Annotated in this window: 23 protein-coding genes, 1 tRNA gene and 1 pseudogene; 17 read left to right on the forward strand and 8 right to left on the reverse strand. The window is 64.6% G+C overall.

What is annotated here, in order from left to right:
• Positions 1-9: 9 nt before the first annotated feature.
• The 7 genes from infC (at position 10) to ACT2FV_RS24080 (ending at position 5,934) form a co-directional block, all read left to right on the forward strand.
• The gene (infC, locus tag ACT2FV_RS24050) at positions 10-534 is read left to right on the forward strand and encodes a translation initiation factor IF-3 (protein ID WP_071734130.1); all 525 of its coding nucleotides are present in this window, start codon (positions 10-12) and stop codon (positions 532-534) included.
• 190 nt (positions 535-724) lie between these two features.
• Positions 725-922: a 50S ribosomal protein L35 gene (gene rpmI / locus ACT2FV_RS24055; protein WP_004191477.1), complete on the forward strand. Its 198-nt coding sequence runs from the start codon at positions 725-727 to the stop codon at positions 920-922.
• Between the two features lie 30 nt (positions 923-952).
• On the forward strand, positions 953-1,312 hold the full coding sequence (gene rplT / locus ACT2FV_RS24060; protein WP_004192938.1) for a 50S ribosomal protein L20: 360 nt from the start codon (positions 953-955) through the stop codon (positions 1,310-1,312).
• A 149-nt stretch (positions 1,313-1,461) separates the two neighbouring features.
• The gene (gene pheS / locus ACT2FV_RS24065; protein ID WP_170296429.1) at positions 1,462-2,475 is read left to right on the forward strand and encodes a phenylalanine--tRNA ligase subunit alpha; all 1,014 of its coding nucleotides are present in this window, start codon (positions 1,462-1,464) and stop codon (positions 2,473-2,475) included.
• 96 nt (positions 2,476-2,571) lie between these two features.
• The gene (gene pheT, locus ACT2FV_RS24070) at positions 2,572-5,001 is read left to right on the forward strand and encodes a phenylalanine--tRNA ligase subunit beta (RefSeq protein ID WP_444504947.1); all 2,430 of its coding nucleotides are present in this window, start codon (positions 2,572-2,574) and stop codon (positions 4,999-5,001) included.
• Positions 5,002-5,073: 72 nt separating this feature from the next.
• Positions 5,074-5,460 carry an integration host factor subunit alpha gene (locus ACT2FV_RS24075; RefSeq protein WP_006486093.1) on the forward strand — a complete coding sequence of 129 codons (387 nt, stop codon included), beginning with the start codon at positions 5,074-5,076 and terminating at the stop codon, positions 5,458-5,460.
• A 60-nt stretch (positions 5,461-5,520) separates the two neighbouring features.
• The gene (locus tag ACT2FV_RS24080) at positions 5,521-5,934 is read left to right on the forward strand and encodes a MerR family transcriptional regulator (RefSeq protein ID WP_151049108.1); all 414 of its coding nucleotides are present in this window, start codon (positions 5,521-5,523) and stop codon (positions 5,932-5,934) included.
• 78 nt (positions 5,935-6,012) lie between these two features.
• Here the strand turns inward: ACT2FV_RS24080 and ACT2FV_RS24085 are convergent, their stop codons facing one another.
• Together ACT2FV_RS24085 and ACT2FV_RS24090 are read right to left on the reverse strand one after the other, a co-directional pair.
• Positions 6,013-8,223 carry a hypothetical protein gene (locus tag ACT2FV_RS24085; RefSeq protein ID WP_151049106.1) on the reverse strand — a complete coding sequence of 737 codons (2,211 nt, stop codon included), beginning with the start codon at positions 8,221-8,223 and terminating at the stop codon, positions 6,013-6,015.
• Positions 8,224-8,582: 359 nt separating this feature from the next.
• Entirely contained in the window at positions 8,583-9,461 is an 879-nt protein-coding gene (locus ACT2FV_RS24090; protein WP_444504948.1) for a tyrosine-protein phosphatase, read from the reverse strand.
• A gap of 334 nt (positions 9,462-9,795) precedes the next feature.
• Here ACT2FV_RS24090 and ACT2FV_RS24095 point away from each other — a divergent pair, with 334 nt between their 5' ends.
• The 3 genes from ACT2FV_RS24095 to bamC all read left to right on the forward strand — a co-directional run bounded on the left by ACT2FV_RS24095 (position 9,796) and on the right by bamC (position 12,106).
• Positions 9,796-10,509 (forward strand): class I SAM-dependent methyltransferase, encoded by a 714-nt coding sequence (locus ACT2FV_RS24095; RefSeq protein ID WP_059608573.1) that lies wholly within the window; start codon positions 9,796-9,798, stop codon positions 10,507-10,509.
• Between the two features lie 170 nt (positions 10,510-10,679).
• Positions 10,680-10,756: transfer RNA gene (locus ACT2FV_RS24100), tRNA-Pro, on the forward strand.
• 141 nt (positions 10,757-10,897) lie between these two features.
• Entirely contained in the window at positions 10,898-12,106 is a 1,209-nt protein-coding gene (bamC, locus tag ACT2FV_RS24105; RefSeq protein WP_151049102.1) for an outer membrane protein assembly factor BamC, read from the forward strand.
• Positions 12,107-12,423: 317 nt separating this feature from the next.
• Here the strand turns inward: bamC and ACT2FV_RS24110 are convergent, their stop codons facing one another.
• From ACT2FV_RS24110 to ACT2FV_RS24125, 4 genes are all read right to left on the reverse strand, one after another.
• A complete protein-coding gene (locus ACT2FV_RS24110; RefSeq protein ID WP_444504949.1) occupies positions 12,424-12,693 on the reverse strand; it encodes a hypothetical protein in 270 nt (89 codons plus the stop codon).
• A gap of 133 nt (positions 12,694-12,826) precedes the next feature.
• A complete protein-coding gene (locus ACT2FV_RS24115; RefSeq protein WP_059608571.1) occupies positions 12,827-13,084 on the reverse strand; it encodes a hypothetical protein in 258 nt (85 codons plus the stop codon).
• 136 nt (positions 13,085-13,220) lie between these two features.
• Complete coding sequence (locus tag ACT2FV_RS24120) at positions 13,221-13,499, reverse strand: hypothetical protein (RefSeq protein ID WP_059608570.1); 279 nt, start codon at positions 13,497-13,499, stop codon at positions 13,221-13,223.
• A gap of 215 nt (positions 13,500-13,714) precedes the next feature.
• Positions 13,715-14,431 carry a YdcF family protein gene (locus ACT2FV_RS24125; protein ID WP_151049100.1) on the reverse strand — a complete coding sequence of 239 codons (717 nt, stop codon included), beginning with the start codon at positions 14,429-14,431 and terminating at the stop codon, positions 13,715-13,717.
• A gap of 157 nt (positions 14,432-14,588) precedes the next feature.
• Here ACT2FV_RS24125 and ACT2FV_RS24130 point away from each other — a divergent pair, with 157 nt between their 5' ends.
• The gene (locus ACT2FV_RS24130) at positions 14,589-14,906 is read left to right on the forward strand and encodes a hypothetical protein (protein WP_059510817.1); all 318 of its coding nucleotides are present in this window, start codon (positions 14,589-14,591) and stop codon (positions 14,904-14,906) included.
• A gap of 180 nt (positions 14,907-15,086) precedes the next feature.
• Here the strand turns inward: ACT2FV_RS24130 and ACT2FV_RS24135 are convergent, their stop codons facing one another.
• Both ACT2FV_RS24135 and ACT2FV_RS24140 read right to left on the reverse strand, forming a co-directional pair.
• The gene (locus ACT2FV_RS24135) at positions 15,087-15,338 is read right to left on the reverse strand and encodes a hypothetical protein (protein WP_151049098.1); all 252 of its coding nucleotides are present in this window, start codon (positions 15,336-15,338) and stop codon (positions 15,087-15,089) included.
• Between the two features lie 198 nt (positions 15,339-15,536).
• Positions 15,537-15,932 (reverse strand): annotated as a pseudogene (locus tag ACT2FV_RS24140) (transposase); the annotation flags it as partial.
• Between the two features lie 430 nt (positions 15,933-16,362).
• Between ACT2FV_RS24140 and ACT2FV_RS24145 the strand changes: the two are divergent.
• The 6 genes from ACT2FV_RS24145 to nusA all read left to right on the forward strand — a co-directional run bounded on the left by ACT2FV_RS24145 (position 16,363) and on the right by nusA (position 23,959).
• Positions 16,363-17,265 (forward strand): LysR family transcriptional regulator, encoded by a 903-nt coding sequence (locus ACT2FV_RS24145; protein WP_151049096.1) that lies wholly within the window; start codon positions 16,363-16,365, stop codon positions 17,263-17,265.
• Positions 17,266-17,329: 64 nt separating this feature from the next.
• Positions 17,330-18,532, forward strand: coding sequence for a pyridoxal phosphate-dependent aminotransferase (locus ACT2FV_RS24150; protein WP_444504950.1), 1,203 nt, complete (start codon positions 17,330-17,332; stop codon positions 18,530-18,532).
• A gap of 260 nt (positions 18,533-18,792) precedes the next feature.
• On the forward strand, positions 18,793-19,815 hold the full coding sequence (gene scpB, locus ACT2FV_RS24155; protein ID WP_151049092.1) for an SMC-Scp complex subunit ScpB: 1,023 nt from the start codon (positions 18,793-18,795) through the stop codon (positions 19,813-19,815).
• A gap of 60 nt (positions 19,816-19,875) precedes the next feature.
• Positions 19,876-21,606, forward strand: a complete 1,731-nt coding sequence (gene rluB / locus ACT2FV_RS24160; RefSeq protein WP_174920189.1) for a 23S rRNA pseudouridine(2605) synthase RluB — start codon at positions 19,876-19,878, stop codon at positions 21,604-21,606.
• A 419-nt stretch (positions 21,607-22,025) separates the two neighbouring features.
• Complete coding sequence (rimP, locus tag ACT2FV_RS24165; RefSeq protein WP_014897219.1) at positions 22,026-22,484, forward strand: ribosome maturation factor RimP; 459 nt, start codon at positions 22,026-22,028, stop codon at positions 22,482-22,484.
• The gene (gene nusA / locus ACT2FV_RS24170) at positions 22,484-23,959 is read left to right on the forward strand and encodes a transcription termination factor NusA (protein ID WP_124625665.1); all 1,476 of its coding nucleotides are present in this window, start codon (positions 22,484-22,486) and stop codon (positions 23,957-23,959) included. The genes rimP and nusA overlap by 1 nt, the downstream gene beginning before the upstream one ends.
• The last annotated feature ends 1 nt before the right edge of the window (position 23,960 follow it).

Genomic DNA, 23,960 nt, shown 5'->3' on the forward strand with positions numbered 1-23,960 from the left:
AAACGTAACATCGCTACTGATAAGTCGTCGCATCGCATCAACGGTGAAATCACTGCGCCGGAAGTGCGTCTGGTCGGGATCGAGAACGAACCGCTCGGTATCGTAAAACTCGCTGATGCTTTCCGTAAATCGGAAGAACTGGATGTTGACCTGGTGGAAATCGCGCCGCAAGCGGTTCCCCCGGTTTGCCGTCTGATGGATTACGGCAAGTTCAAGTACCAGGAATCGAAGAAGCAGCACGAAGCGAAGCTGAAGCAGAAGGTCATCCAGGTCAAGGAAGTCAAGTTCCGCCCGGGTACCGATGACGGGGATTACAACGTCAAGCTCCGCAATCTCGTGCGCTTCCTCGAAGAAGGCGACAAGACGAAGATCACGTTGCGTTTCCGCGGCCGCGAAATGGCTCACCAGGAAATCGGTATGCGGATGCTTGAGCGTCTGCGCACGGATCTCGAGGAAGTCGGCCAGGTCGAGCAGATGCCGAAGATGGAAGGGCGCCAGATGATCATGGTGCTTTCGCCGAAGAAAAAGAAGTAACGGGCCCGCGCGCATGCCGCGCAGGTTCGAAAGTGGTTCGGTGCGTCGCCCGGTCAGGGCGGCGCGCCAACAATGACGGCAACTGTGCAAGCGGTTTGCCGTACACAAGTGGACTGGGTTTCGAAGGGCGGGTCAAGGGCGCAAGCCAACCGCACACCCATCGCCATCAAATAAACTGGAGTTGTTCGTCATGCCTAAGATGAAGACCAAGAAGAGTGCTGCAAAGCGCTTCGTGGTGCGTCCGGGCGGTACCGTCAAGCGCGGTCAAGCCTTCAAGCGTCACATCCTGACCAAGAAAACCACGAAGAACAAGCGTCACCTGCGCGGCGCAACGGCAGTTCATGATTCCGATCTGAACTCCGTCCGCGCAATGCTGCCGTTCGCGTAACCCCTCAACTGATACTCCAAGGAGAGAAACATGCCTCGAGTCAAACGTGGGGTAACCGCACGGGCCCGCCACAAGAAGATCATCAACCTGGCCAAGGGTTATCGCGGCCGTCGCAATAACGTCTACCGCATCGCCAAGCAGGCGGTGATGCGCGCTGGTCAGTACGCGTACCGCGATCGCCGCAACAAGAAGCGTGTGTTCCGCGCACTGTGGATCACGCGTATCAACGCGGCAGTTCGCCAGCACGACATGACCTACAGCGTGTTCATCAACGGCCTGAAGAAGGCGTCGATCGAACTCGACCGTAAGGTCCTGGCCGACATGGCGGTGTTCGACAAGGCTGCTTTTGCTGCGATCGTCAAGCAGGTGAAAGCCGCCGTTGCAGCCTAATTGCGAAATTAGCACTGCGTGGTTAGTTGCAGCGATGTTCCGGTAGTCTCGGCCGCTGCAGCGAAAACGGGGCTCTTCCGAGCCCCTTTTTTGTTTGGATGGGCGATTTCGCTCGCCAAGACCGAATGACGTTGGAAATGATGGGATCTATGGATCTGGACCAGATTGTCGCCGACGCGCAGCAGTCCTTCGAACAGGCTGCCGACATCACCACGCTCGAAAACGAGAAAGCACGATTTCTCGGCAAGTCGGGTGCGCTGACCGAGTTGCTCAAGGGCCTCGGCAAGCTCGATCCCGAATCACGCAAGACCGAAGGCGCACGCATCAACGTCGCGAAGCAGCAGGTGGAAGCCGCGCTGACCGCACGTCGTCAGGCGCTCGCCGAGGCGCTGCTGAACCAGCGCCTCGCCGCCGAGGCGATCGACGTCACGCTGCCGGGCCGCGGCGCCGGTGCAGGCAGTCTGCACCCCGTGATGCGCACGTGGGAGCGCGTCGAACAGATTTTCCGCTCGATCGGCTTCGACGTGGCCGACGGTCCCGAAATCGAGACCGACTGGTACAACTTCACGTCGTTGAACAGCCCGGAGAACCATCCGGCGCGTTCGATGCAGGACACCTTCTACGTCGAAGGCAAGGATGCCGACGGCCGCCAGCTGCTGCTGCGCACGCACACGAGCCCGATGCAGGTGCGTTACGCGCGCATGAACCGCCCGCCGATCAAGGTGATCGCACCGGGCCGCACGTATCGCGTCGACAGCGATGCGACCCACTCGCCTATGTTCAATCAGGTCGAGGGGCTGTGGATCGACGAAAACATCAGCTTCGCCGACCTCAAGGGCGTCTATACCGACTTCCTGAAGAAATTCTTCGAGCGCGACGACATCCTCGTGCGCTTCCGTCCGTCGTATTTCCCGTTCACGGAACCGTCGGCCGAGATCGACATGATGTTCGAGCACGGCAAGAACGCCGGCAAATGGCTCGAGATCTCGGGCTCGGGGCAGGTGCATCCGACCGTGATCCGCAACATGGGCCTCGATCCCGAGCGCTACATCGGCTTTGCGTTCGGCAGCGGCCTCGAGCGCCTGACGATGCTGCGCTACGGCGTGCAGGATCTCCGGCTGTTCTTCGAGAACGACCTGCGTTTCCTGCGCCAGTTCGCATAACGCACGCGCCGCGCCGACATGTGCCCGCGCATGCCCCGCCGGACGTTTCCGACGGGGGCCGGGCGCCGATCTAACCTGTTTCGAACGTAGACATCCATGCAATTCCCTGAATCCTGGTTGAGAACCTTTGTCGACCCGCAGCTGACGACCGACGAACTGTCGCACGCGCTGACGATGGCGGGGCTCGAAGTCGAATCGCTGAGCAAGGCTGCGCCGCCGACGTCGAAGATCGTCGTCGGCCGCGTGCTCGAAGTCGTCAAGCATCCGGATGCGGACAAGCTCAATGTCTGCCAGGTCGACGCCGGCACCGGCGCGACGCTGAATATCGTGTGCGGCGCACCGAACGTGGCGCCCGGCATCAAGGTGCCGGTCGCGCTGGTCGGCGCGGAACTGCCGCCGGCGGAAGAGGGCGGCAAGCCGTTCGCGATCAAGCTGTCGAAGCTGCGCGGCGTGGAGAGCCAGGGGATGCTGTGCTCGGCGCGTGAGCTGAAGTTGTCCGAGGACCACAGCGGCCTGCTGATCCTGCCGGAAGACACGCCGGTCGGTCAGGACATCCGCGACACGCTCAATCTCGACGACACGATCTTCGAAATCAAGCTGACGCCGAACAAGGCCGACTGCCTGTCGGTGTTCGGCATCGCGCGCGAGACGGCCGCGATCACCGGCGCGCCGCTGACGCCGGTCGACATCCGTCCGGTGCGCGTCGAGCTCGATGAGACGCTGCCCGTGCGCATCACCGCCCCCGATCTGTGCGGCCGTTTCTCGGGTCGCGTGATCCGCGGCGTGAACGCGCATGCGAAGACGCCGCAATGGATGATCGAGCGCCTCGAGCGTTCGGGCCAGCGCAGCGTGTCGGCGCTTGTCGACATCTCGAACTATGTGATGTTCGAGCTCGGCCGTCCGTCGCACGTGTTCGACCTGGACAAGATCCACGGCGGCATCGAGGTTCGCTGGGGCAAGCGCGGCGAGTCGCTGAAGCTGCTGAACGGCAACACGGTCGAACTCGACGAAACGGTCGGTGTGATTGCGGACGACCGTCAGGTCGAAAGCCTCGCGGGCATCATGGGCGGCGACAGCACGGCCGTCACGCTCGACACGACCAACATCTACCTGGAGGCCGCGTTCTGGTGGCCGGACAGCATCCGTGGCCGCGCGCGCAAGTACAACTTCTCGACCGATGCGGCCCATCGCTTCGAGCGCGGCGTCGACTACGCGACGACCGTCGAGCACGTCGAGCGCATCACGCAGCTGATTCTCGAGATCTGCGGCGGCAAGGCCGGCCCGGTCGACGACCAGGCAGTGAACCTGCCGCAGCGCGCGCCGGTGAAGATGCGTGTGTCGCGCGCGAACCGCATCATCGGCGTGAAGATCGACGCCGACGAGATCGCGAACATCTTTACGCGCCTGCGCCTGCCGTTCGAGCGTGACGACGACGCATTCCTGGTCACGCCGCCGTCGCACCGCTTCGACATCGAGATCGAGGAAGACCTGATCGAGGAAGTGGCGCGCATCTACGGCTTCGAGAAGATCCCGGCCCGTCCGCCGGTCGCGACGAGCGAGATGCGCGCGACCAACGAGACGCGACGTTCGATCCACGATATCCGTCACGCGCTCGCGGCGCGCGACTATGCCGAAACGGTCAACTTCAGCTTCGTCGATGCGGAGTGGGAGCACGACTTCGCCGGCAACGACACCCCGATCCGCCTGCTGAATCCGATCGCGAGCCAGCTGTCGGTGATGCGTACGACGCTGTTCGGCAGCCTGATCTCGGTGCTGCGCCACAACCTGAACCGTCGCGCGGATCGCGTTCGCGTGTTCGAGACGGGCCGCGTGTTTCTCGCCGATCCGTCGGTGAAGGCCAGCGAACTGACCGTCGAAGGCTACTCGCAGCCGAAGCGTGTCGGCGCGCTCGCGTACGGTCCGGCGGTCGACGAACAGTGGGGTGTCGCGACCCGCGCAGTCGATTTCTTCGACGTGAAGGGCGATCTCGAGGCGCTGCTCGCGCCGGCCACCGCGCGCTTCGTGAAGGCCGAGCATCCGGCCCTCCATCCGGGCCGCAGCGCGCGCATCGAGGTCGATGGCCGCGCGGTCGGCTGGATCGGCGAGCTCCATCCGCGCCTGATGCAGAAGTACGAGCTGTCGCACGCGCCGGTGATGTTCGAAATCGACGCGGATGCGCTGATCGCACGTGCGCTGCCGGCACCGACCGACGTGTCGAAATTCCCGCCGGTGCGGCGCGATATCGCGGTCGTGGTCGATCAGGCGGTCGAGGTTCAGGCGCTTTTCGACGAAATGAAGAAGGCGTTGGCCGAAGACGCCTGCCGATTCGTTCAGAAGGTTGTACTCTTCGACGAATTTCGTGCAAAATCAAATACTTCCGGTGGTCTCGCCGCGCACGAGAAGAGCCTTGCCTTCCGCGTGACGCTGCAGGACGCGGCTGGCACGCTACAGGACGAGGTCGTCGATCAGGCGATCCAGACGCTGGTCGAGCGGATGGCTCGTGCTGGTGCCCGCCTGCGCGGCTAGGGAGACGGGCCGCCCCCTCGCGGGCGGCTCTTCCCCATCGTAAGTTTTGGTTTAACGCGCTGTATGGCAGATATGAACGACATGACCTCGAGTGAATTCGAAGCCCTCCTGACGGCGCAACGCAGTGCCATGAACCGCGACGCTTCGGCGCCGGCGTCCACCGAGACGCCGACGCTGACGAAAGCGGAACTGGCAGAGCTGCTGTTCGACAGCGTCGGGCTGAACAAGCGTGAAGCGAAGGACATGGTCGAGGCGTTTTTCGAAGTGATCCGCGACGCGCTCGAAAACGGCGAAAGCGTCAAGCTGTCGGGGTTCGGCAACTTCCAGCTGCGCGACAAGCCGCAGCGTCCGGGCCGCAATCCGAAGACGGGCGAGGCGATTCCGATCGCGGCCCGCCGGGTGGTAACCTTCCACGCGAGCCAGAAGCTGAAGGCGCTGGTCGAAAACGGCGCGGAGTAACGCCCGCGCGCTGACGTCTCCGCGCGGCCGCCGCGCATCCTTAACGACGGTTAACCGACGATGACCACTACGGTTGAGAAAGTCGTCTTGCCTCCGATTCCCGCGAAGCGCTACTTCACGATCGGTGAAGTCAGCGAATTGTGCGGGGTCAAGCCGCATGTGCTGCGTTACTGGGAACAGGAATTCACTCAGCTTAGGCCGGTGAAGCGGCGCGGCAATCGTCGGTATTACCAGCATCATGAAGTGCTGCTGATCCGGCGGATTCGCGAGTTGCTGTACGAACAGGGGTTCACGATCAACGGGGCACGCAACCGGCTCGATTCACCGAGCGGCGAGCGCGCTGCCGGCGCACCGGTCGAGCCTGACGTGCTGGCCGCCGATGCGCGTGCATCGGGCAAGCCGGGGGCAACGGTCGACGTGATCGCGCTGAGGCAGGCGCTCCTCGACGTGATCGACGGACTGAAGCACCACTGAGCACAACGCTCGGATCAAAATGAAGCCCGGTGTGCGAAGCGCCACCGGGCTTTTTTCATGCACGCGGGCCCGCCCGGATCAGCGCGACGCGAGCGGATTTGGCTTGCCCATGTCGACGACCAGCGTGCCGTCCGGCAGCATCCGCACCGAGCCTTGCGCGACCTGGCTGCGGTAGCCGTACAGGTCGAAGCGCATCGGGCCTGCCTCGGCCGAGTTCCGGATCAGCGCGCGCACGTTCAGTTCCAGCACGTTGAACATCTTCATGTCTCCGCCTTCCATCCACATGTAGCTCGGTGCGTCGATCTGCGGCCGCTTCGGCGCGGGTGCGTCGGCAACCCGCCGGAACGTCAGGCGCAATCCGTCGCGTTCGACGGTGGCCTGGCCGAGCTTGCCGTTCAGCACGGGCGGCGGAAAGACGGTGTACTGGTCGAGCACGAGCGTGTCGCCGCGCAGTTCCGCGCCGCGGCGCTGCAGCGGCGTCAGGGACGCGAGCTCGATGCCGAGCGAGCGCAGCAGCTTCGCCTGCGGGATGCCGAGCACCGACACCTGCGACGGCCGGAACGCGAGGTGCCGGTCGTCGAGCACCGAAAGCGAGCCCTTCATGTCGGTCGGAAGCCACACGCCGGGCACGTGATTCCAGAGCTTGATGCCGCCCTGGACGCGCAGGTCCTGGCCATCCGCGCTCAACTGCAGGTCGTTCAGCGAGCGCGGCGAGTAGTCGAGCAGGTAGTTGTTGAAGAGCGCCGACATCGCCTTCCACGATTCGACGACCGTCCCGCCGAGAATGCGGATGTCGTACTGGTTCGGATCGTCGAGGTCGACCGGTTCGCCTGGCCGTTTCGCGATGAGCTGGACGTCGAGATCCTCGACGTGGAAGCCGATGTCGCCGGACAGGTTGAAGTCGACATTGTGCAGATGGATCGTCGGATTGCGGTTCGACACGTGCCGTTCGTTGAACGGAATGGCCGACGAGCGCCGCATCGCAACTTTCTGCATGCCGGGCTGCGTCGTGCCGGCCGCGAGTGCAAACGCTTCCCAGTGCTGGCGCGAGTCGTGTAGCGTAGTCTGCTGCGCGGCGAGGAAGCTGTCGTTCAGGCGGGCGGCCGTGCTGCCGAGCGCAGCGCCGCTCGCGGGGCCCGCGTACGACGGCATCCGGATCGCCATCGCGCCGCTTTCGTCGAAATTGAAATAGCCGGCCGATACCTGATCGCGATAGTGATACAGGTCGAACACGAAATTCTGGTCACGCTTCGTCGGATCGACAGGGCTGATCAGGATATCCGCGTTCATCGGCATCGAGCGCATGAACTTCACGTCGCCGCCGCGGATGTACATCGCCTGTTGCGGCGCGTTCGCGGGCAGCGCGAAGCCGGCGTGCGAGCCGTCGTCGAGCTTCAGGTCGAGGCCGGCCGGCGTCACGCGCAGCGCGGTGATCCTGATCTTCAGCCGCGGCGGCGGCATCAACTTGTCGACCGACATCACGAGGTCGTCGCCGGCGAGCCGTGCGATCGGGGTCTCGATCTTCAACAGATCGGCCATCTTCACGTTGGCCGCACGCATCACCGGCTGCGCGTTGATGCCCGACACGCGCACGCCGGTCGGGTGGAATACGAGCTGGCTGCCGTCGCGAATCGTGAGCGTGCCGGTCAGCGAGAACGGCACCCAGCCATCGCGCTGCATCTCGCCCTGCAGATGGATCACGCCATCGCCTGCCGATACGGCGAGGTTGCGCAGCGGCGCGTTGCGGTAACCGAAGATGTACGTGTTGAAGAGGGCGGTTAGCTTCGCGTTGTCGAGCGTGACCGTGCCTTCATGCACGTCGATCTCGAAACTCGTCGGATCGTCGAACACGATCGGTGCGCCGGCCTGCGTCGGCACGAGTGTCGCGGACAGTTGATGGATGAAGAAGCCAAGGTTGTTGACGATACGGAAATCGACATCGCGCAGGAATGTCATCGCACCGCTCTGGCCCGAGTCGCGCAGCGTGAACGGGCGCGGCTGCGTGAGGCTGAGCGACGCGAGCGACGGCACCGTGCGGGCGATCTGCTGTTCGCGGGCGAGGCGTTCGGCCTTGGTGCGCTCGATCTTCGTCGACGAGACCGACGCGGTCCCGTCGCGCTGTGCGCCGGGTTCCGCGCAGCCGGCGCAGAACAGCGCGAGCGCAAGCGCGCCGCAGCCGAGCGCACGAGAGGTGCCAAGTGAAACCGACGCGGCCGCGCGTCGCGGGCCGCTCATCCAGTCGAAAAATGCCAAAGGCGTGCGATGGCCGCGCCGGACCGCATTCCGCATCGTCTGTCTCCATGTCTTGTTGTGCTCGGCGAGGGCGTGCGGCGGATGCGCGGCGCGGACGTCGATGCCGTGCAGTGTGGCATAGCGTGCTAGAGCGGCGTAACCAAACAGCGGGCGTCCGGGCAGGACCGGCCGGCGCGCGACGGGACAATGGATTCGCGGCGGCGGGGCGGAAAAATCAAACGGTTGTTTGGTTTTGCGGTCGAAGCGGGCGGCGCGCGTTGCGCCGGATCGGCAAACCCGGCGTCGGCGTTGGCTGACGCGGGGTTAGATGCCGGATGAAGGCGGTGTCCGATCCGGGGCGCAGACGGCGGGCGGGGGCGACGGACGCACCAGCGCTATCGCCGCCTGCGGACCGATCAGACCAGCATGCTCTGCCGGATTGCATTCTGCGTCGTCTGGTCCAGTTGCAGACCGTTATCGATATACGACGCCATCGAGCCGTATGACGCGACGACCTGATCGAATGCCGCCTGCATATAGGCGGCTTGCGCGCCCTGCAGCGCGGCCATCATGTCGGCCGCATCCTGCCCGCCGCTCTTGCGCGCCTGTGCGACATAGGCGGCGATTTCCGACGCGCTGTAGATGTTGGTCAGCAGATAGTCGGCGAGGATCGTCTGCCGTGGGACACCGAGAATCGTGTGCAGAATGGCCGTCGCCCAGCCGGTGCGATCCTTGCCGGCCGTGCAGTGGAAGACCAGGTTGCCGCCGGACGCGGCAAAGCCGGCGAATAGCGTGTGGAAACTCGTCCGTGCCGTTTCCGACGTCACGAACGCCCGATACATGCTTTGCATGAAGGCCGTGGCAGTCGCGCCATCGGTCGGAAGCGGACCAATACTGGCGGCGCCGAGCACGTTGAGGTTCTGCCAGGTGGCGCCGGCCAATGGCACATCCGGCTGCGCGTGGATCTCCGCGGTCGTGCGCAGGTCGCACACGTGCCTGATGCCGAGCGTATCGACCGTTGCGAGGTCGGCCGCGGACAGCGCGAGCGCGGACGACCGGTAGATCACGCCTTTCTTCATCGCTGACCCACTCGCGGAGGCATAGCCCGTTCCGTCCGGTCCTCCGGTGTCGCGAAAGTTCGCTGCCGAAGCGAGCCTGGGCGTCGTGACGGGGGCGAGCGCGATCGAGTCGCCGCCGCACGCGGACAGAAGATACGCGTCTCCCAGCATGATGCCGATCGTGCCGGCACTCAGCCGGAGAAAGTGTCGACGGGAAATGTCGTTTTTCTGAGTCATTCACTGGCCTTTGTCTGAGACGGTGACGGGACGTCGCGACCGCCGTTGCGATCGAAACTGCCGCCGGCGTGCCGCGCAGCGCGGCAAAGCGGAGATGTGCCATATCGATCGGCATGCAGTCGGACGATGTGCCGTGCGCGTTGATCTCGCGCCGGGCATGCGCACGGTAGCGATCCGCGACGAATCGGCCATCGTCCTTTTCGATTAAGGCGCGACACAGGTTGCCCGTGCGAATCGCGCAACTTGCCGCACGTGCGACGGCGGCGGCGCGGTAAGATCGGCATCAGTGGCTGGATGGATCACAAAGCATGGTGGCCGACACGGGGGAGGCGTCATGGATCTGAAGGAGCTCGACGTACTGGGAGCGGATGTAGGCGATCACTGGTACTACGCGTCGAAGGCGAGCGCGATCCGTCGGTTTCTGGGCACGTCGGACGCGAACCGCATACTCGACGTTGGTGCCGGCTCGGGCTTCTTTTCGAAGCATTTGCTCGAGCGCACGCAGGCGACGGAAGCATGGTGTGTCGATACGAGCTATGCCGACGATACCGACGGGGAGGCGGCCGGCAAGCCCGTCCATTTTCGCCGTGCCGTCGATCGATTCGATGCCGATCTCGTGCTGCTGATGGATGTCCTTGAGCACGTCGACGACGATGTCGGGTTGCTTGCCCGCTACGTGGCGGGGGCGCCGAAGGGCAGCCGGTTCCTGATCACGGTTCCCGCGTTTCAGTTCCTCTGGAGCGCGCATGACGATTTTCTCGAGCACAAGCGCAGGTATACGCTCGCCGGTCTCGAAGACGTCGCGCGTCGTGCGGGGCTGGAGGTCGAGCGCGGCGCGTATTATTTCGGCCTCACGTTCCCGCTCGCGGCGGCATTGCGACTGAGCGAGCGGGCGCGTCGGCAACCGCGCGAACCGGCGTCGCAGTTGCGCCGGCACCATCCGGTCGTCAACGGTTTGCTCAAGCTGATCTGCCGAGCCGAGCTACCGATGTTCCGGTTCAACCGGGTGGCGGGCCTCACGGTCATCTGTGTCGCGCGTCGACGGTAAGCATGCGGCGGATCGCATGGCCGGAGCGTGACGAGCGGGATGCACTTTGCCGCCCGTATCGAAGCCGTCTTGTCCCGTTTGATCATGTCGCAAAAATTTCACGGGAACATGCACAAAATGCATGCGACCCGTTCTAAACCGGCCAACTGTCTGTTATAATTTTTTTCTTTCGGGGCGTAGCGCAGCCTGGTAGCGTACCTGCATGGGGTGCAGGTGGTCGGAGGTTCAAATCCTCTCGCCCCGACCAGACAAAGAACCCGCGTCAGTTCAGGCTGACGCGGGTTTTTTCTTGCCGGTCGCTTTTTTGCACATCCCGGCGCGGCCCCGGTAAAATGCAAGGTTGATCCACGGAAAGCGCCGTGATTTAGCGGAAGAGGATTCCCCGAACATGACTGATCTTCGTCTTACCATGCGGTTTGCTGCAGTGCTCGCCACCGGCGCGCTCGTTGCCGGTTGCGGTACGTCGTCGCCCACGAAAGTGGACTACAAGAGCGATTCGAAATCGAAGGAAGCGTCGCTCGCAGTGCCGCCCAACATGCTCGACGAGACGGCCGATCAGCGTTCGCTGCCGCCACAGGGCGGCGCGACTTCCCTGTCCGCGCTTCAGCGGGTGCAGCACGCGGCGCCCGCGACGGACACCGTCGCGCCCGCCGTGACCGGCATGCATATTCAGCGCGATGGCACCGAGAGCTGGCTCGTGATCGACAGCAAGAAGCCCGCCGACATCTGGCCGCAAGTTCGCCGTTTCTGGCAGGAGCAGGGCTTCCTGCTCGTCGTCGACCAGCGCGACAAGGGCGTGATGGAAACCGACTGGAACGAAACCCATCCGCAGATCAACGACGGCCTGATCCGCAGCGTGATCTCCAAGGCGATGGGCAATTCGTACGTGACCGCCGAGCGCAACAAGTACCGCACGCGCCTCGATTCGGCGCCGAACGGCGGCACCTACGTGTTCATCAGCCAGAAGGGCATGCGTGAGGCGATCACCGGCGCGAACAACGATTCGAGCAAGTGGGAAGCGAAACCGAACGATCCGGCGCTCGAGACCGAATACCTGAAGCGGTTGATGGCGGTGCTCGCACAGAACGATCAGCGCGCGAAGAATGGCGAGCCGCCGATCGCGAACATCAACGACAACACGGTGCAGAAGGACAAGAAGGCGGATACCGACGCATCGAAGGCCGCCGCCGCTGCGATCGCTGCGCAGAACGTCGCGCGTACGTCGTCGCAAGCGAACGACGTCGATTCGGCCGCGGTGCCGTCCGAAGTCACGCTCGGCGAGCCGTACGACCGGTCGTGGCTGCATGTCGGCCTCGCACTCGATCGCGCGAACTTCACGGTTGACGATCGCGATCGCACGAAGGGTCTGTTTTTCGTGCGTTATGTCGATCCGAAGGATCTCAGCTCGGCCGAGCAGGGCTTCTGGAGCCAGCTGTTCCACGGCAAGAAGGAAAAGCAGGCGAAGCAGTATCGCGTCAACGTAAAGGCGCTGACGCCCGACCAGACGCGTGTGGCAGTCGTCGATGACTCGGGCGCGATCGATACGTCGGGTCCGGCCCGGCAGATCATGGGGCTGCTCGTGAATCAGCTGCGCTGATCGCGGTACGCTCCCGCTCTTCGAAAAAGCCCGCCTTCCGGCGGGTTTTTTTATGGTCGCGCGCGCCTGCCGATTTTGGCGTGTGCGGGACGTTCGTGTCCCTCTATCGTGACGTTACGTAACATTCGCGCGTTACGGCGGCAGAACGGGTGTTACATCGTCGTGACCGAGAAAAATATCCTTATGGATCAATGGCATGCTTTCGAAAGTGCGCCTGGCACGCAAACTGCTTTATAAGTGGGAATCGTTAGAACAGGGAGGATGGCGTCAGAGACCGGGCGGGCGTCGCGAGCGCCCGGACAACGGTTTCGACGTCTTCAGATGCCAGCGCTGCGAGCGCTGGCGTAACCGATGACGACCCGCGCCGCGCGCGGGTCTCGATGGCCCCGTCGCCTATCCTCGTAGGGCGACGGTTTCGCCCGCGCTTCTTCTGAAGCGCGGGCAATTTTTTTTGGTGCGGCCGAAATGCGAGGCATGGCGATCCGGCGGGTGCTGGATTCGCTGATTCGCAATCGTTTCTGAATTGTGGGGGGCGTTGGCGCGTGTTCGTCGAGCGCCGCGACGGCCAGGTCGCTTTGGCCGTGCATGCGCGTTCCGCGCACATTCCGGCTTGTCGCGAAGCAGCCTGGGACTGGATTGATCGGCCCGGGATCCGTGTGCTGTCGAAGCTCGCGTGAGCAGGGTGGTGCGGCCGGACGTGTTGCCGGCCGCCGCGACGCGTCAGTGCGACGTGTCGGGTACGTCGAGAATCAGGATGATCGTCCAGTCGGCGTCGCCGTCGTGGTGATACTGGCGTTCGGCGACGATGAACGGTTGCTGCTTGCCTTGCGGGCCGAGGAACAGCACGTCGCCCTCCATCGGCAGGCACTCGATCGGCGGCAGCGCGAGGAAGGCGTCTTCCGAGCCGCGCGGCATCAGTTGCTTGATCTTGCGAGTGGCTGCTTCGGTCCACTCGATGTCGAGTTGAATGTTGCTCATGCTGTCCTCCGCACCGGGGTGCGCACGGGTGGAAAATTTCGGTGCGCGACTTTAGCACAGCGCGCAGGCGCCGCAACCAAAAAAGCCGAACCCGGTCGCCCGGATTCGGCCTTTCGCTTGTGCGGTGCCGCCGAACTTACTGGCTGGCAGCGTCTGCCGGAGCGGCCTTGGCGGCCTTCTTGCCAGCCTTCTTCGCTGCCTTGTGGTGAGCGGCCTTCTTGCCGTGGTGCTCTTCCTGCGCCGCCGGCTGTGCAGCCTCGGCTGCTTGCTGCTGTTGCAGTGCCTGTGCGCGCTGCTCGATCTCGGCGATCTTGGCCGGGTCGGTGATGGTCTGGATTTGCGTGCTCTCTTGCGCATACGCTGCGCCAGTCAGCGCCGACATCGCGACCAGAATAGCCAGGGACGTCTTCTTCATTGCTTTACCTCCGCTAAGTGGTGATGAACCCGAATGTTGCCGTTTTGTCTGGCGACTGCAATCGAGTGCGTGTCGAGTGTAACAAAAGTGACGGATCAATGTGCACCGGATCGCCGTGCAGCGCAAGGCCCCGTTGAAGTCGCACAACACTTCGTGCATTCCGTCATGCGCATGCCATCCAGGGGGAGGCGCCGTCGTTTTTGCACGCGTCGCCATCAAAACCAGCCGAGCCACCGGTAGACGTGGAACTGCGCGATGCCGATCAACTCGTGCAATGCCTGATTCGCGTCTTCCAGGTTGTGCCAGCGGGGCAGCCAGCCCGTTTGCGCGCGCCGGCGGTTGGAATAAACGGGCTGCGGATCGATGCCGAAGCGGCGGAAATCGAGCAATGCGCGGCGCATCTGGTAGGACGACGCGACGAGAATGCGCGAGTCGTCATGTTGTGAGCGTAGTATAGAAGCGGTGAATTTCGCATTTTCATAGGTGGTGCGGCTGTTCGGCTCGAGAACGAGGTCGTCTGGAGCGACGCCTTCCGCGATCAGCCGGCGTCCGTAGACGGCCGCCTCGGTTTCGCCGTGATGTTGCGGGTCGCCGCCCGACATCACCACGGTGCAACGGGTGGCCTGCTCGCGGCACGTGCGGTAGAGCGCCGCGGTCGTGCGGATGCGTGCTTCCCCGTCGGGCGGCGGCCGCAAGCCGGTGTCACTGCGCCGTGTGCCGATGCCGATGATGATCAGTGTGGTGCGGCCGTGCATGTCGGGGTGCTCGACCGGCGTCACGCCCGCCTCGGTCCATGCGATGAGCGGCGCGGTGAGCCAGCCTGTCGCAAGCAGCCAGAGCAGCGCGACGCTCGCGATCGCGATGAGTCTTAGCCGCTTGCGGAAGAGCATGAAACCGATGAAGAGAAGTACAAATGAATCGAACAGAATCAATTTGATTGGGGTATGGTGTCTTTTTATGGACGGCTGACGATCCGGCCCTGACGCGATGCCGAACGTCGGCCCCCAGAATCGGTGGCGGTATCGGCGGGTGGAGCTCCCGCCCGGCGCGCCGCTTCGCATTGTCGCTGCACTTTAAGAAAGAATCGAGATGGCCACGTATTCCAACGAAGCGGTGCTCGACGCATTGAGACGAGTGCAGTACCGCCAGGTACCGTGGGCGCGCCGCCCGGGCGTGTTCGAGTATCTCCGGTCACTGGGGCTGATGGACACGGTCAGGCAGAAGACGGTTGCCCCCGCGCCGGGTTTCCATGCACCGGTCGACATCGCGGTGCTGACCGATAGTGGTCGGGCCGAATGCGCGCGACTCGAGCGCGACGAAAAATTACTTTCCTGGACCGATCGCCGTATGGACGACTACGCGTTAAGCGAAGCGAGCGCCGTGGCGATTCTCGAAAGCCGCCTGTAGCGGCGCACTCCTGACCTCGCGCCGTCGCCGGCGACACTCAAAAAAAAGCCCGTATCGCGAGGATACGGGCGTACCGGATACTTTTGCTGTTGCCACGCTGTGCTCATGGCAACGGATGTGACTTGTCGTATGTCGAGCAGTTCCCGAATTCGGGAATTTTCTTTGACGAAATCCTGTGGACTACGGATGACGCGGCGTGTCCGTCGGTTGCGAGCCGATGCGCGCACGTGCGTTGCTGGCGATGTCGCCGCGCAAATCGCCGCGCGGCACGGTCGGTCGATTGAGCGGCGTGGCGGGCGGTTGCTGGCGAAGGGTGTTTCGGTGATCCTGCTGGCGGTGAGGTGGCTTCGCGCGATCGTCGGCGTGAGCGGGGGCGGTCGACGCCAACGAAATGACAATGCCGCATGCGACGAGCAGTGACATTGGTTTCATGGCGGGGCTCCCTTCAAGCCATCGGCGCGGCTTGTTGATATGTCGCTAAGGTAAGCGAGGGAGTGCAGGCTAGCTGTAAATAATAGTAAATAGATGTATCGCGGCACGACAGCGGTAATCGACGACGCGGGCGCCGCGAAAAGCGCGTGGCGCCGAAAGAAGCCGGGCGGCCGAAGCCGCCCGATCGAGCATGCGTTACGCCATCTTCACGGGGGCGCGCCAGGATTCCGGATTGGTCCAGAAGGCGCCGCGCAATCGGTCGCGGCTCGGCGGTGCAGGCGGCTTCGCCGCGCTTGCCCCGATGCGCCCGCGCAGCGAGATCTGACGGCCGCTCGTGCCGAGGCGCTTGACGATTTCGGCGAGCGTACCGTCTGCCTGCCATTCGTCGAAGCGACGGCGGCAGGTCGGCGGCGACGGATAGCGACCCGGCAGCTTCGACCAGCCTTCACCCGTCGACAGTACCCACAGCACGGCGTTTACCACCGAGCGGGCCTCCACGCGGGGGCGGCCGCGCCGTTCACTGCGTGCGGGTTCCGAGCAAAACAGACCTTCGACCAGCGCCCACTCGTTATCTCTCAAATCGTCGAACAGCATCATGTCCTCACCTCAGCGAAGCTAACTCCGGTGCGCTGCCCTGCGCCGCGCACTCTTCAAGCACTCGAGCGTCGAGTGCCGGGTGGGGGCGTCCGGTTGACCGGCAGCGGCGTTTCTGCCTTCCGTCCGACTAAACCTGCGCCCTGTGCGTCAGGTAAAGCACGATGTGTGCCATGTCGGAGGCGATTCCCTCGAGAGCCGCTTGGCAGCGGGCTAACGGCTAAGTCAGCTAGGGGCGTATAAGACGCCAAAATAACCCGCCAGCAAATCAGGACAATCACCAATCTTGTGCAACTCGCCCGTGCCACGTGCGTTTCCGTGGATATTGCACCGCAGCGAAACATGTGTGGCCGGTGCCGGATTCGCACATCGGAGCCGATTTCGCGCATTAAAATCGTGCATCGGTATCGACGATTGATGAGGTGAGGAGATGAACGTTACGCTGCGCCAGCTTCGCGTATTCATCGAGGTTGCGCGGCTGCGGAGCTTCAGTCGCGCGGGTGACGAGATCGGACTCACGCAGTCTGCGGTCAGTCGTTGCGTGCGCGAACTCGAGGCCGAGCTCGGGCTGAAGCTGATCGACCGGACGACCCGCGACGTGCAGTTGACCGACGTCGGGGTGAACCTGATCGCGAGCGTGTCCCGCCTGATCGACGATCTGGACGACACGCTGCGCGAGATTCGCGAGATCGGCGAGCAGCGGCGGGGGCGCGTGATCGTCGCCGCGAGTCCGACGATTGCGTGCCGGCTGATGCCGCGCGTCGTCGCGGCCTGCGAGCGCCAGTTTCCGTTCGTCACGCTCGGCCTGCGCGACGACGTGCAGAGCGACGTGCTGCGAAAGGTGAAGTCGAGCGAGGTCGATTTCGGCGTCGTCATCGGGCCGCTCGCCGTCGCGGACCTCGTCTGCGAACCGCTGATGACCGACTCGTTCTGCCTGGTCGCGCGCGCCAATCATCCGCTCGCGGCGCGGGCCGAGGTGCCCTGGACGGCGCTCGACGGCGAGCGCCTCGTCCTGCTTGATCATGCGTCCGGAAGCCGGCCGTTGATCGACGCCGCGCTGGCTGCCCATCGGGTGAACGCGACGGTCATGCAGGAACTCGGGCATTCGGCGACGGTATTCGCGCTCGTCGAGGCTGGTGTCGGCGTGAGCGTGCAGCCGTGGCTGTCGCTGCCGCTGCCGGCGGGATCGTCGCTGGTTGCGCGGCCGCTGACGCCGCGTACCGAGCGCACCGTCGAGCTGGTGCGCCGCCGCGACCGGTCGCTGTCGCCGGCCGCGCAGGCGATCTGGGAACTCGCGCGCCAGATGCCGGCGCGGGCGGAAGACCTCGACTGAGGGTGCTGATCCGGCGCGCACACCGGTACACTGCGTGGATCGTGTTCCTCGGTGGCGGTTCTCGATGACGCATTCCGCAGATGTCGGCCCGGCGACGGGTGAGCCGACGGCTCGCAGCGCGGTCCAGGCGCTGCGTCCGTCGCTGATCAGGGAAGTCGCGAACGCCGGCTTCGGCGTGCCCGACGTGCTGCCGTTCTGGTTCGGCGAATCCGATCGCGTGACGCCGGCATTCATTCGCGACGCGGCTGCCGCGGCACTGCGCGACGGCGCAACCTTCTACACGCACAATCTCGGCACGGTACCGTTGCGCAACGCGATTGCGGCCTATGTGAGCGCGCGTCACGGCGCGACCGAGGCCGATGCGATCGCCGTGACGAGTTCGGGCGTGAGCGCGCTGATGCTGGTCGCGCAGCTGCTGGTCGGCCCGGGCGATCGCGTGGTCGCGGTCACGCCGCTCTGGCCGAACCTCGTTGAAATCCCGAAGATACTCGGTGCACAAGTCGAGTGCATACCGCTCCTCCATGGTGATGCGGGCTGGGGGCTCGACATCGACCGGCTGCTCGCGGCGCTGACGCCCGGCACACGAATGCTGTTCGTGAACTCGCCGAACAATCCGACCGGCTGGGCGATGTCCCGCGACGACCAGCAGGCCGTGCTTGCGCATTGCCGGCGTCACGGCATCTGGGTCGTCTCCGACGAAGTGTACGAACGGCTCGCGTTCGGCGCAGACGGCGCGCCGTCGTTTCTCGACATCGCGTCGCGCGACGAGCGGGTCATCGTCGTGAATTCGTTCTCCAAGGCCTGGGCGATGACGGGCTGGCGGCTCGGATGGCTGGTCGCGCCGGCGTCGATCATGGGCGATCTGTCGAAGCTGGTCGAATACAACACGTCGTGCGCGCCGGGTTTCATCCAGGCCGCGGGGGAAGTCGCGCTGCGCGACGGCGAGCCGTTCGTGCAGTCGTTCGTTGCGGCGCTGCGTGGCGCACGTGACCACCTGGTTGCCGCGCTGCGCGCGTTGCCGGGCGTCGATGTGCCGCCTCCGCCGGGCGCGATGTACCTGTTCCTGCGTTTGCCGGGCGCGGACGACAGTCTCGCGTTTTGCAAGTCGCTGGTGCGCGAGGTCGGGCTTGGGCTGGCGCCGGGGCGCGCGTTCGGCCCGGAGGGGGAAGGGTTCGTGCGTTGGTGCTACGCGTGCGATCCGGTGCGGCTCGACGCGGGCGTCGAGCGCCTGCGGGCGTTCGTCGCGCGCGGCGCGGGCCTGCGTTGAGGCGGGACCGAGCTGCGGCGGCGGGCCGTTCGGCTCATCTTTACGCACCGGGCAATTTTGCGTAAGATGGCGCTCAGTCACGCGGTTCCGTCGTTGAGCCGTGCTGTTCCGTCCGGTTTGGGCCTGGCTTGAAGTTGGTTCGCCGCCCCCGGTTCGTGCTCCCATCAATATGACCGATCAGAATCGGGCGAGCGCGTCTTCCGTTCCTTTCGTCTGTTTGTTGATCCGGTTCGTTTGACCACAGGGTCTGGCCTAGCTGCATGAATACCCAAGAGGCGAAGATCGTCCTCGAGACTGCCTTGATCTGCGCGCAAGAACCGCTGAAACTCGGCGATTTGCGCAAGCTCTTTGCCGACGTCGTGTCGGCTGACACGGTCCGCACGTTGCTCGAAGATCTGAAACAGGATTGGTCCGGCCGCGGTGTCGAATTGGTGGCGCTGGCAACCGGATGGCGCTTTCAGAGTAAGCCGGTGATGCGCCAGTATCTGGACCGGCTGCATCCCGAGAAGCCGCCGAAATATTCGCGCGCGGTGCTCGAAACGCTCGCGATCATCGCGTATCGGCAACCCGTCACGCGCGGCGACATCGAAGAGATTCGCGGCGTCACGGTCAATACGCAGGTGGTCAAGCAGCTCGAGGATCGCGGCTGGATCGAGGTGATCGGGCATCGCGACGTGCCGGGACGTCCGGCGCTATACGCGACGACCAAGCAGTTCCTCGACGATCTCGGACTGAAGGCGCTCGACGACCTGCCGGCGCTCGAGGAGCCGGCCGCGAACATCGAGGCCGCGTTGCTCGCGCAGCAGGCGATGGACTTCGACGGCGATGCGCCGGTAGCGGACGGGGTGCCGGAAGCCGGCGAAGCGGCGGCCGACGTGTCGCACATGCGGCCGGATGAATTGCCGGACGACGCCGCGGCGGAAGGTACATCGACGCAGGAAATGCCGAACCGCGATACGCTGGGAACTGATCGCGTTCAGATGGAACAGGGCGGCGCCGACGCAGCGCCGGCCGGCGGGCAGCCCGAGCCGCTGCGCGCGGAAGGGAACGAGGAAGATCGCAAGGCGACCGCCGACGCGGTTGCCGGAGACGGAGCGGAAGCGGCCGGCGACATGCCGGGCGAGGCTGGCCAGGCCGATGCCTCACGCGCCCGTCCCGCTGACGGCGAGCTGCTGGACGATACTTCCGACAGCCTCGCCGACGCCGTACGCAGTGCGAGCGCGCCCATCGGCGCCGACGCACTGCCGGACGACGAAGCAGAACCCGAACAGCGCCGCGCCTGATTGCGGCCGACTTCTTGCCGCGCCCGAGCCGGGCGCGAGACCTGACATTTTGAGGTTGTTTTGACTGATATCCACGATATTGAATCGTCCGCGCCTGCCGTGCAGGCCGCGCGTGCCGACGATGCGCCGGAGCAGGATGCTCCGGCTACGGGTGGTGACGAGCGTCCCCGCCGCGGGCTGCGGCGCGGCCCGCGCAGCCTGATCGCGCGCCGCCGCGCGGCGGCCAAGTCGAAGGGCGATGGCGAGTCGCAGGGCGGCGAGGGCGCGGACGCGCAACCGGCCGCGGCCGCGGAAGCTCAGCCCGCACGCGCGCCGCGCAAGGAAGGCGCGGCCAAGGGCGGCCGCAAGCCGGCCGGTAAGCGTGAAGGTGCGGCCAAGGGTGCCCAGGGCGGGCAAGGCGGCCAGGGGCGGCGCGGCAGTTCGGCGAAGGCCGAGGGTGGCGCAGCGAAGGCCGAGGGCGGCGCAGCGAAGGCCGACGGCGACGCAGCGTCGCAGGACGACCTGTTCGCCTATGTGACGTCGCCGGCGTTCGATGCCGACAATTCGGCGGGCGGCAGCGGCGTACGTGCGCCGATGCTGCGTCGCGGCCGCAACCAGCCGACGAACAAGCGCGTGCTGTCGCCGGACGACGACGCGCCGAAGCTCCACAAGGTGCTCGCAGAAGCCGGCATGGGCTCGCGCCGCGAAATGGAAGAGCTGATCGTCGCCGGCCGCGTGTCGGTGAACGGTGAGCCCGCGCACATCGGCCAGCGCATCATGCCGACCGACCAGGTCCGTATCAACGGCAAGCCGGTCAAGCGCAAGCTGCCGAACAAGCCGCCGCGCGTGCTGCTGTACCACAAGCCGACGGGCGAGATCGTCAGCCACGCGGACCCGGAAGGTCGTCCGTCGGTGTTCGATCGCCTGCCCCCGATGAAGACGGCGAAATGGCTCGCGGTGGGTCGTCTCGACTTCAACACCGAAGGTCTGCTGATGCTGACGACGTCGGGCGATCTCGCAAACCGTTTCATGCATCCGCGCTACAGCGTCGAGCGCGAGTATGCGGTGCGCGTCGTCGGCGAACTGTCCGAAGGGATGCGGCAGAAGCTGCTGCACGGCGTCGAACTCGATGACGGCCCGGCGAACTTCCTGCGCATCCGCGACGGCGGCGGCGAAGGCACGAACCATTGGTATCACGTCGCGCTGGCAGAAGGCCGCAACCGCGAAGTGCGCCGGATGTTCGAGGCGGCCGGCCTGATGGTGAGTCGCCTGATCCGTACCCGTCACGGTCCGATTCCGCTTCCGCGCGGCCTGAAGCGCGGTCGTTGGGAAGAGCTCGACGAAGCGCAGGTGCGCAAGCTGATGGCGACCGTCGGCCTGAAGGCGCCGTCCGAGGAAAAGGGCAAGCGTGGTGGTGGCGGGCAGGCCGAGCGCCGCCAGCCGGATCCGATGCAGACATCGATGGGCTTCATCAGCCGCGAGCCGGTGCTGACCACGCACGGTCAGCTCGATCAGCCGCGTCGCGGTGGCGGTCGACGTGGCGCCCCGGGCTTGCCCGGCCTGAGCGGCTACGGCAGCCTGCCGGTTTCGCCGTCGGGCTATGGCAACCGCTCGGGTGGCGGTCGCGATGTCGATGGCAATCGCGCGTCGTATGGCGCCGGCCCCAAGCGTGAAGGCGCGGCCGGCAAGCGCAGCGGCGGCAAGGGCGGCAATCGCAATCCCAACGGCAATCGCGCCGAAGGCGCCGGCAACGGCGGTGGTGGCGCGCGCGGCGGCCAGCGTCCGCAGCGCAGTCGCTCGCGCAGTCGCTGAGCGTTTCCGGGCGGTCGGCGGCGTGAAGCCGCCGGTGTGCCGGCAATATCGGTGCGAGTCCGGTCGGGTCGGCACTTCGCCTTGCGTGGTTTGCTTTTGACTGTATATATATCGCGCTGCCGGATTGTGCCGCCTGGTCGGACAGTCCGGTTTCGCATTTTTGGTCGGTAAAGGCGGTCTGGACGCTGCTTTTACCGGCTGGCTTGGCGTTTGCGCCAAAAATCGCTATAATCGCGGAGTCGCTGGGCGTACGGATTCAATGTGCGGCTCAGGTGCGACCACCAGTAAGAAGATGGGCGTTCCGCCCATTTTTTTTTGCTGAAACGGTTAGGCATCTCGGGTAGCGCTTCCTGCGCCGGCTAAGGCGCGCGCCCGCGGGTGAATCGCGAGCGGCGGGCGCGAACACCTGAGAGGACACTGTGCAACTGACGGAACTGATAGAAACCACGGTCACCGGGCTCGGCTACGAGCTGGTGGATCTCGAGCGCACCGGGCGCGGCATGCTTTGCATCTATATCGATCAGCCTGCCGGCATCTCGCTCGAAGATTGCGAAAAGGTCACACGTCAGCTCCAGCACGTCTTGACGGTCGAAAACATCGATTACGAACGGCTCGAAGTCTCGTCCCCGGGGCTCGACCGCCCGTTGAAGAAGCTGGCCGACTTCGAGCGCTTCGCTGGCAGCGAAGTTTCCGTGACCTTGAAAAAGCCGCTGGACGGGCGCAAGACGTACCGGGGCATTCTGCACGCGCCGAATGGCGAAACGATCGGTTTGGAATTTGAGAGGAAGAAGGGCGAGGCAGCCATGCTGGATTTCACGCTGGCCGATATCGACAAAGCCCGCCTGATTCCGCAAGTTGACTTTAGGAGCCGCAAATAATGAGTCGCGAAGTTTTGATGCTGGTGGATGCGCTGGCGCGCGAGAAAAACGTCGACAAGGATGTGGTGCTGGGCGCCCTCGAGGCTGCGCTCGCGTCCGCGTCCAAGAAGCTGTTCGACGAAGGCGCCGAAATCCGCGTCCATATCGATCGCGAAAGCGGCGAGCACGAAACCTTCCGTCGCTGGCTCGTCGTGCCCGACGAGGCAGGCTTGCAGGAGCCGGATCGCGAGATCCTGCTGTTCGAAGCGCGTGAGCAGAAGCCCGACGTCGAAGTCGGCGAATTCATCGAGGAGCCGGTGCCGTCGATCGAGTTCGGCCGTATCGGCGCGCAGGCCGCCAAGCAGGTGATCCTGCAGAAGGTGCGCGACGCCGAGCGCGAGCAGATCCTGAACGACTACCTCGAGCGCGGCGAAAAGATCATGACGGGCACGGTGAAGCGCCTCGACAAGGGCAACTTCATCGTCGAATCGGGCCGTGTCGAAGCGCTGCTGCGCCGCGACCAGCTGATCCCGAAGGAAAACCTGCGCGTGGGTGACCGCGTGCGTGCATACATCGCGAAGGTCGACCGCACCGCGCGCGGCCCGCAGATCGAACTCTCGCGCACGGCGCCCGAGTTCCTGATGAAGCTGTTCGAGATGGAAGTGCCGGAAATCGAGCAGGGCCTGCTCGAGATCAAGGCAGCCGCTCGCGATCCGGGCGTGCGCGCGAAGATCGGCGTGATCGCCTACGACAAGCGGATCGATCCGATCGGCACCTGCGTCGGCATCCGCGGTTCGCGCGTGCAGGCCGTGCGCAACGAGCTCGGTGGCGAAAACATCGACATCGTGCTATGGTCCGAGGATCCCGCCCAGTTCGTGATCGGCGCGCTCGCGCCGGCAGCCGTCCAGTCGATCGTCGTCGATGAAGAAAAGCACTCGATGGACGTCGTCGTCGACGAGAACGAGCTGGCTGTCGCGATCGGCCGCAGCGGTCAGAACGTTCGCCTTGCCGGCGAGCTGACCGGCTGGCAGATCAATATCATGACGCCGGACGAATCCGCCCTGAAGCAGGGTGAAGAGCGCGATCGACTGCGTTCGCTGTTCATGGCGCGTCTCGACGTTGACGAAGAAGTTGCCGACATCCTGATCGACGAAGGCTTCACGAGCCTCGAAGAGATCGCTTACGTGCCGCTCAACGAAATGCTCGAAATCGAGGCGTTCGACGAGGACACCGTGCACGAGTTGCGCAACCGCGCGCGCGACGCACTGTTGACGATGGCGATCGCGAACGAAGAAAAGGTCGAAAACGCAGCGCTGGATTTGAAGGGCCTCGACGGCGTGACGCCGGAGTTGCTCGCGAAGCTGGCCGAACACGGCATGCAGACGCGGGACGATCTCGCCGAGCTGGCTGTGGATGAACTGGTCGACATGACCGGGATGGAAGAGGATGCCGCTAAGGCGTTGATCATGAAAGCACGTGAACACTGGTTCCAGTGAG

It is taken from the genome of Burkholderia sp. PR2 (assembly GCF_052372875.1).
In the GTDB taxonomy this organism is placed as follows: Bacteria; Pseudomonadota; Gammaproteobacteria; order Burkholderiales; family Burkholderiaceae; genus Burkholderia; species Burkholderia diffusa.

Excerpts from the sequence above, each read along its gene's own strand:
- rpmI (WP_004191477.1), top strand. The coding sequence starts at position 725 with ATGCCTAAGATGAAGACCAAGAAGAGTGCTGCAAAGCGCTTCGTGGTG.
- rplT (WP_004192938.1), top strand. The coding sequence starts at position 953 with ATGCCTCGAGTCAAACGTGGGGTAACCGCACGGGCCCGCCACAAGAAG.
- pheS (WP_170296429.1), top strand. The coding sequence starts at position 1,462 with ATGGATCTGGACCAGATTGTCGCCGACGCGCAGCAGTCCTTCGAACAG.
- pheT (WP_444504947.1), top strand. The coding sequence starts at position 2,572 with ATGCAATTCCCTGAATCCTGGTTGAGAACCTTTGTCGACCCGCAGCTG.
- ACT2FV_RS24075 (WP_006486093.1), top strand. The coding sequence starts at position 5,074 with ATGAACGACATGACCTCGAGTGAATTCGAAGCCCTCCTGACGGCGCAA.
- ACT2FV_RS24080 (WP_151049108.1), top strand. The coding sequence starts at position 5,521 with ATGACCACTACGGTTGAGAAAGTCGTCTTGCCTCCGATTCCCGCGAAG.
- ACT2FV_RS24085 (WP_151049106.1), bottom strand. The coding sequence starts at position 8,223 with ATGCGGAATGCGGTCCGGCGCGGCCATCGCACGCCTTTGGCATTTTTC.
- ACT2FV_RS24090 (WP_444504948.1), bottom strand. The coding sequence starts at position 9,461 with ATGACTCAGAAAAACGACATTTCCCGTCGACACTTTCTCCGGCTGAGT.
- ACT2FV_RS24095 (WP_059608573.1), top strand. The coding sequence starts at position 9,796 with ATGGATCTGAAGGAGCTCGACGTACTGGGAGCGGATGTAGGCGATCAC.
- bamC (WP_151049102.1), top strand. The coding sequence starts at position 10,898 with ATGACTGATCTTCGTCTTACCATGCGGTTTGCTGCAGTGCTCGCCACC.
- ACT2FV_RS24110 (WP_444504949.1), bottom strand. The coding sequence starts at position 12,693 with ATGCACGGCCAAAGCGACCTGGCCGTCGCGGCGCTCGACGAACACGCG.
- ACT2FV_RS24115 (WP_059608571.1), bottom strand. The coding sequence starts at position 13,084 with ATGAGCAACATTCAACTCGACATCGAGTGGACCGAAGCAGCCACTCGC.
- ACT2FV_RS24120 (WP_059608570.1), bottom strand. The coding sequence starts at position 13,499 with ATGAAGAAGACGTCCCTGGCTATTCTGGTCGCGATGTCGGCGCTGACT.
- ACT2FV_RS24130 (WP_059510817.1), top strand. The coding sequence starts at position 14,589 with ATGGCCACGTATTCCAACGAAGCGGTGCTCGACGCATTGAGACGAGTG.
- ACT2FV_RS24135 (WP_151049098.1), bottom strand. The coding sequence starts at position 15,338 with ATGAAACCAATGTCACTGCTCGTCGCATGCGGCATTGTCATTTCGTTG.
- ACT2FV_RS24145 (WP_151049096.1), top strand. The coding sequence starts at position 16,363 with ATGAACGTTACGCTGCGCCAGCTTCGCGTATTCATCGAGGTTGCGCGG.
- ACT2FV_RS24150 (WP_444504950.1), top strand. The coding sequence starts at position 17,330 with ATGACGCATTCCGCAGATGTCGGCCCGGCGACGGGTGAGCCGACGGCT.
- scpB (WP_151049092.1), top strand. The coding sequence starts at position 18,793 with ATGAATACCCAAGAGGCGAAGATCGTCCTCGAGACTGCCTTGATCTGC.
- nusA (WP_124625665.1), top strand. The coding sequence starts at position 22,484 with ATGAGTCGCGAAGTTTTGATGCTGGTGGATGCGCTGGCGCGCGAGAAA.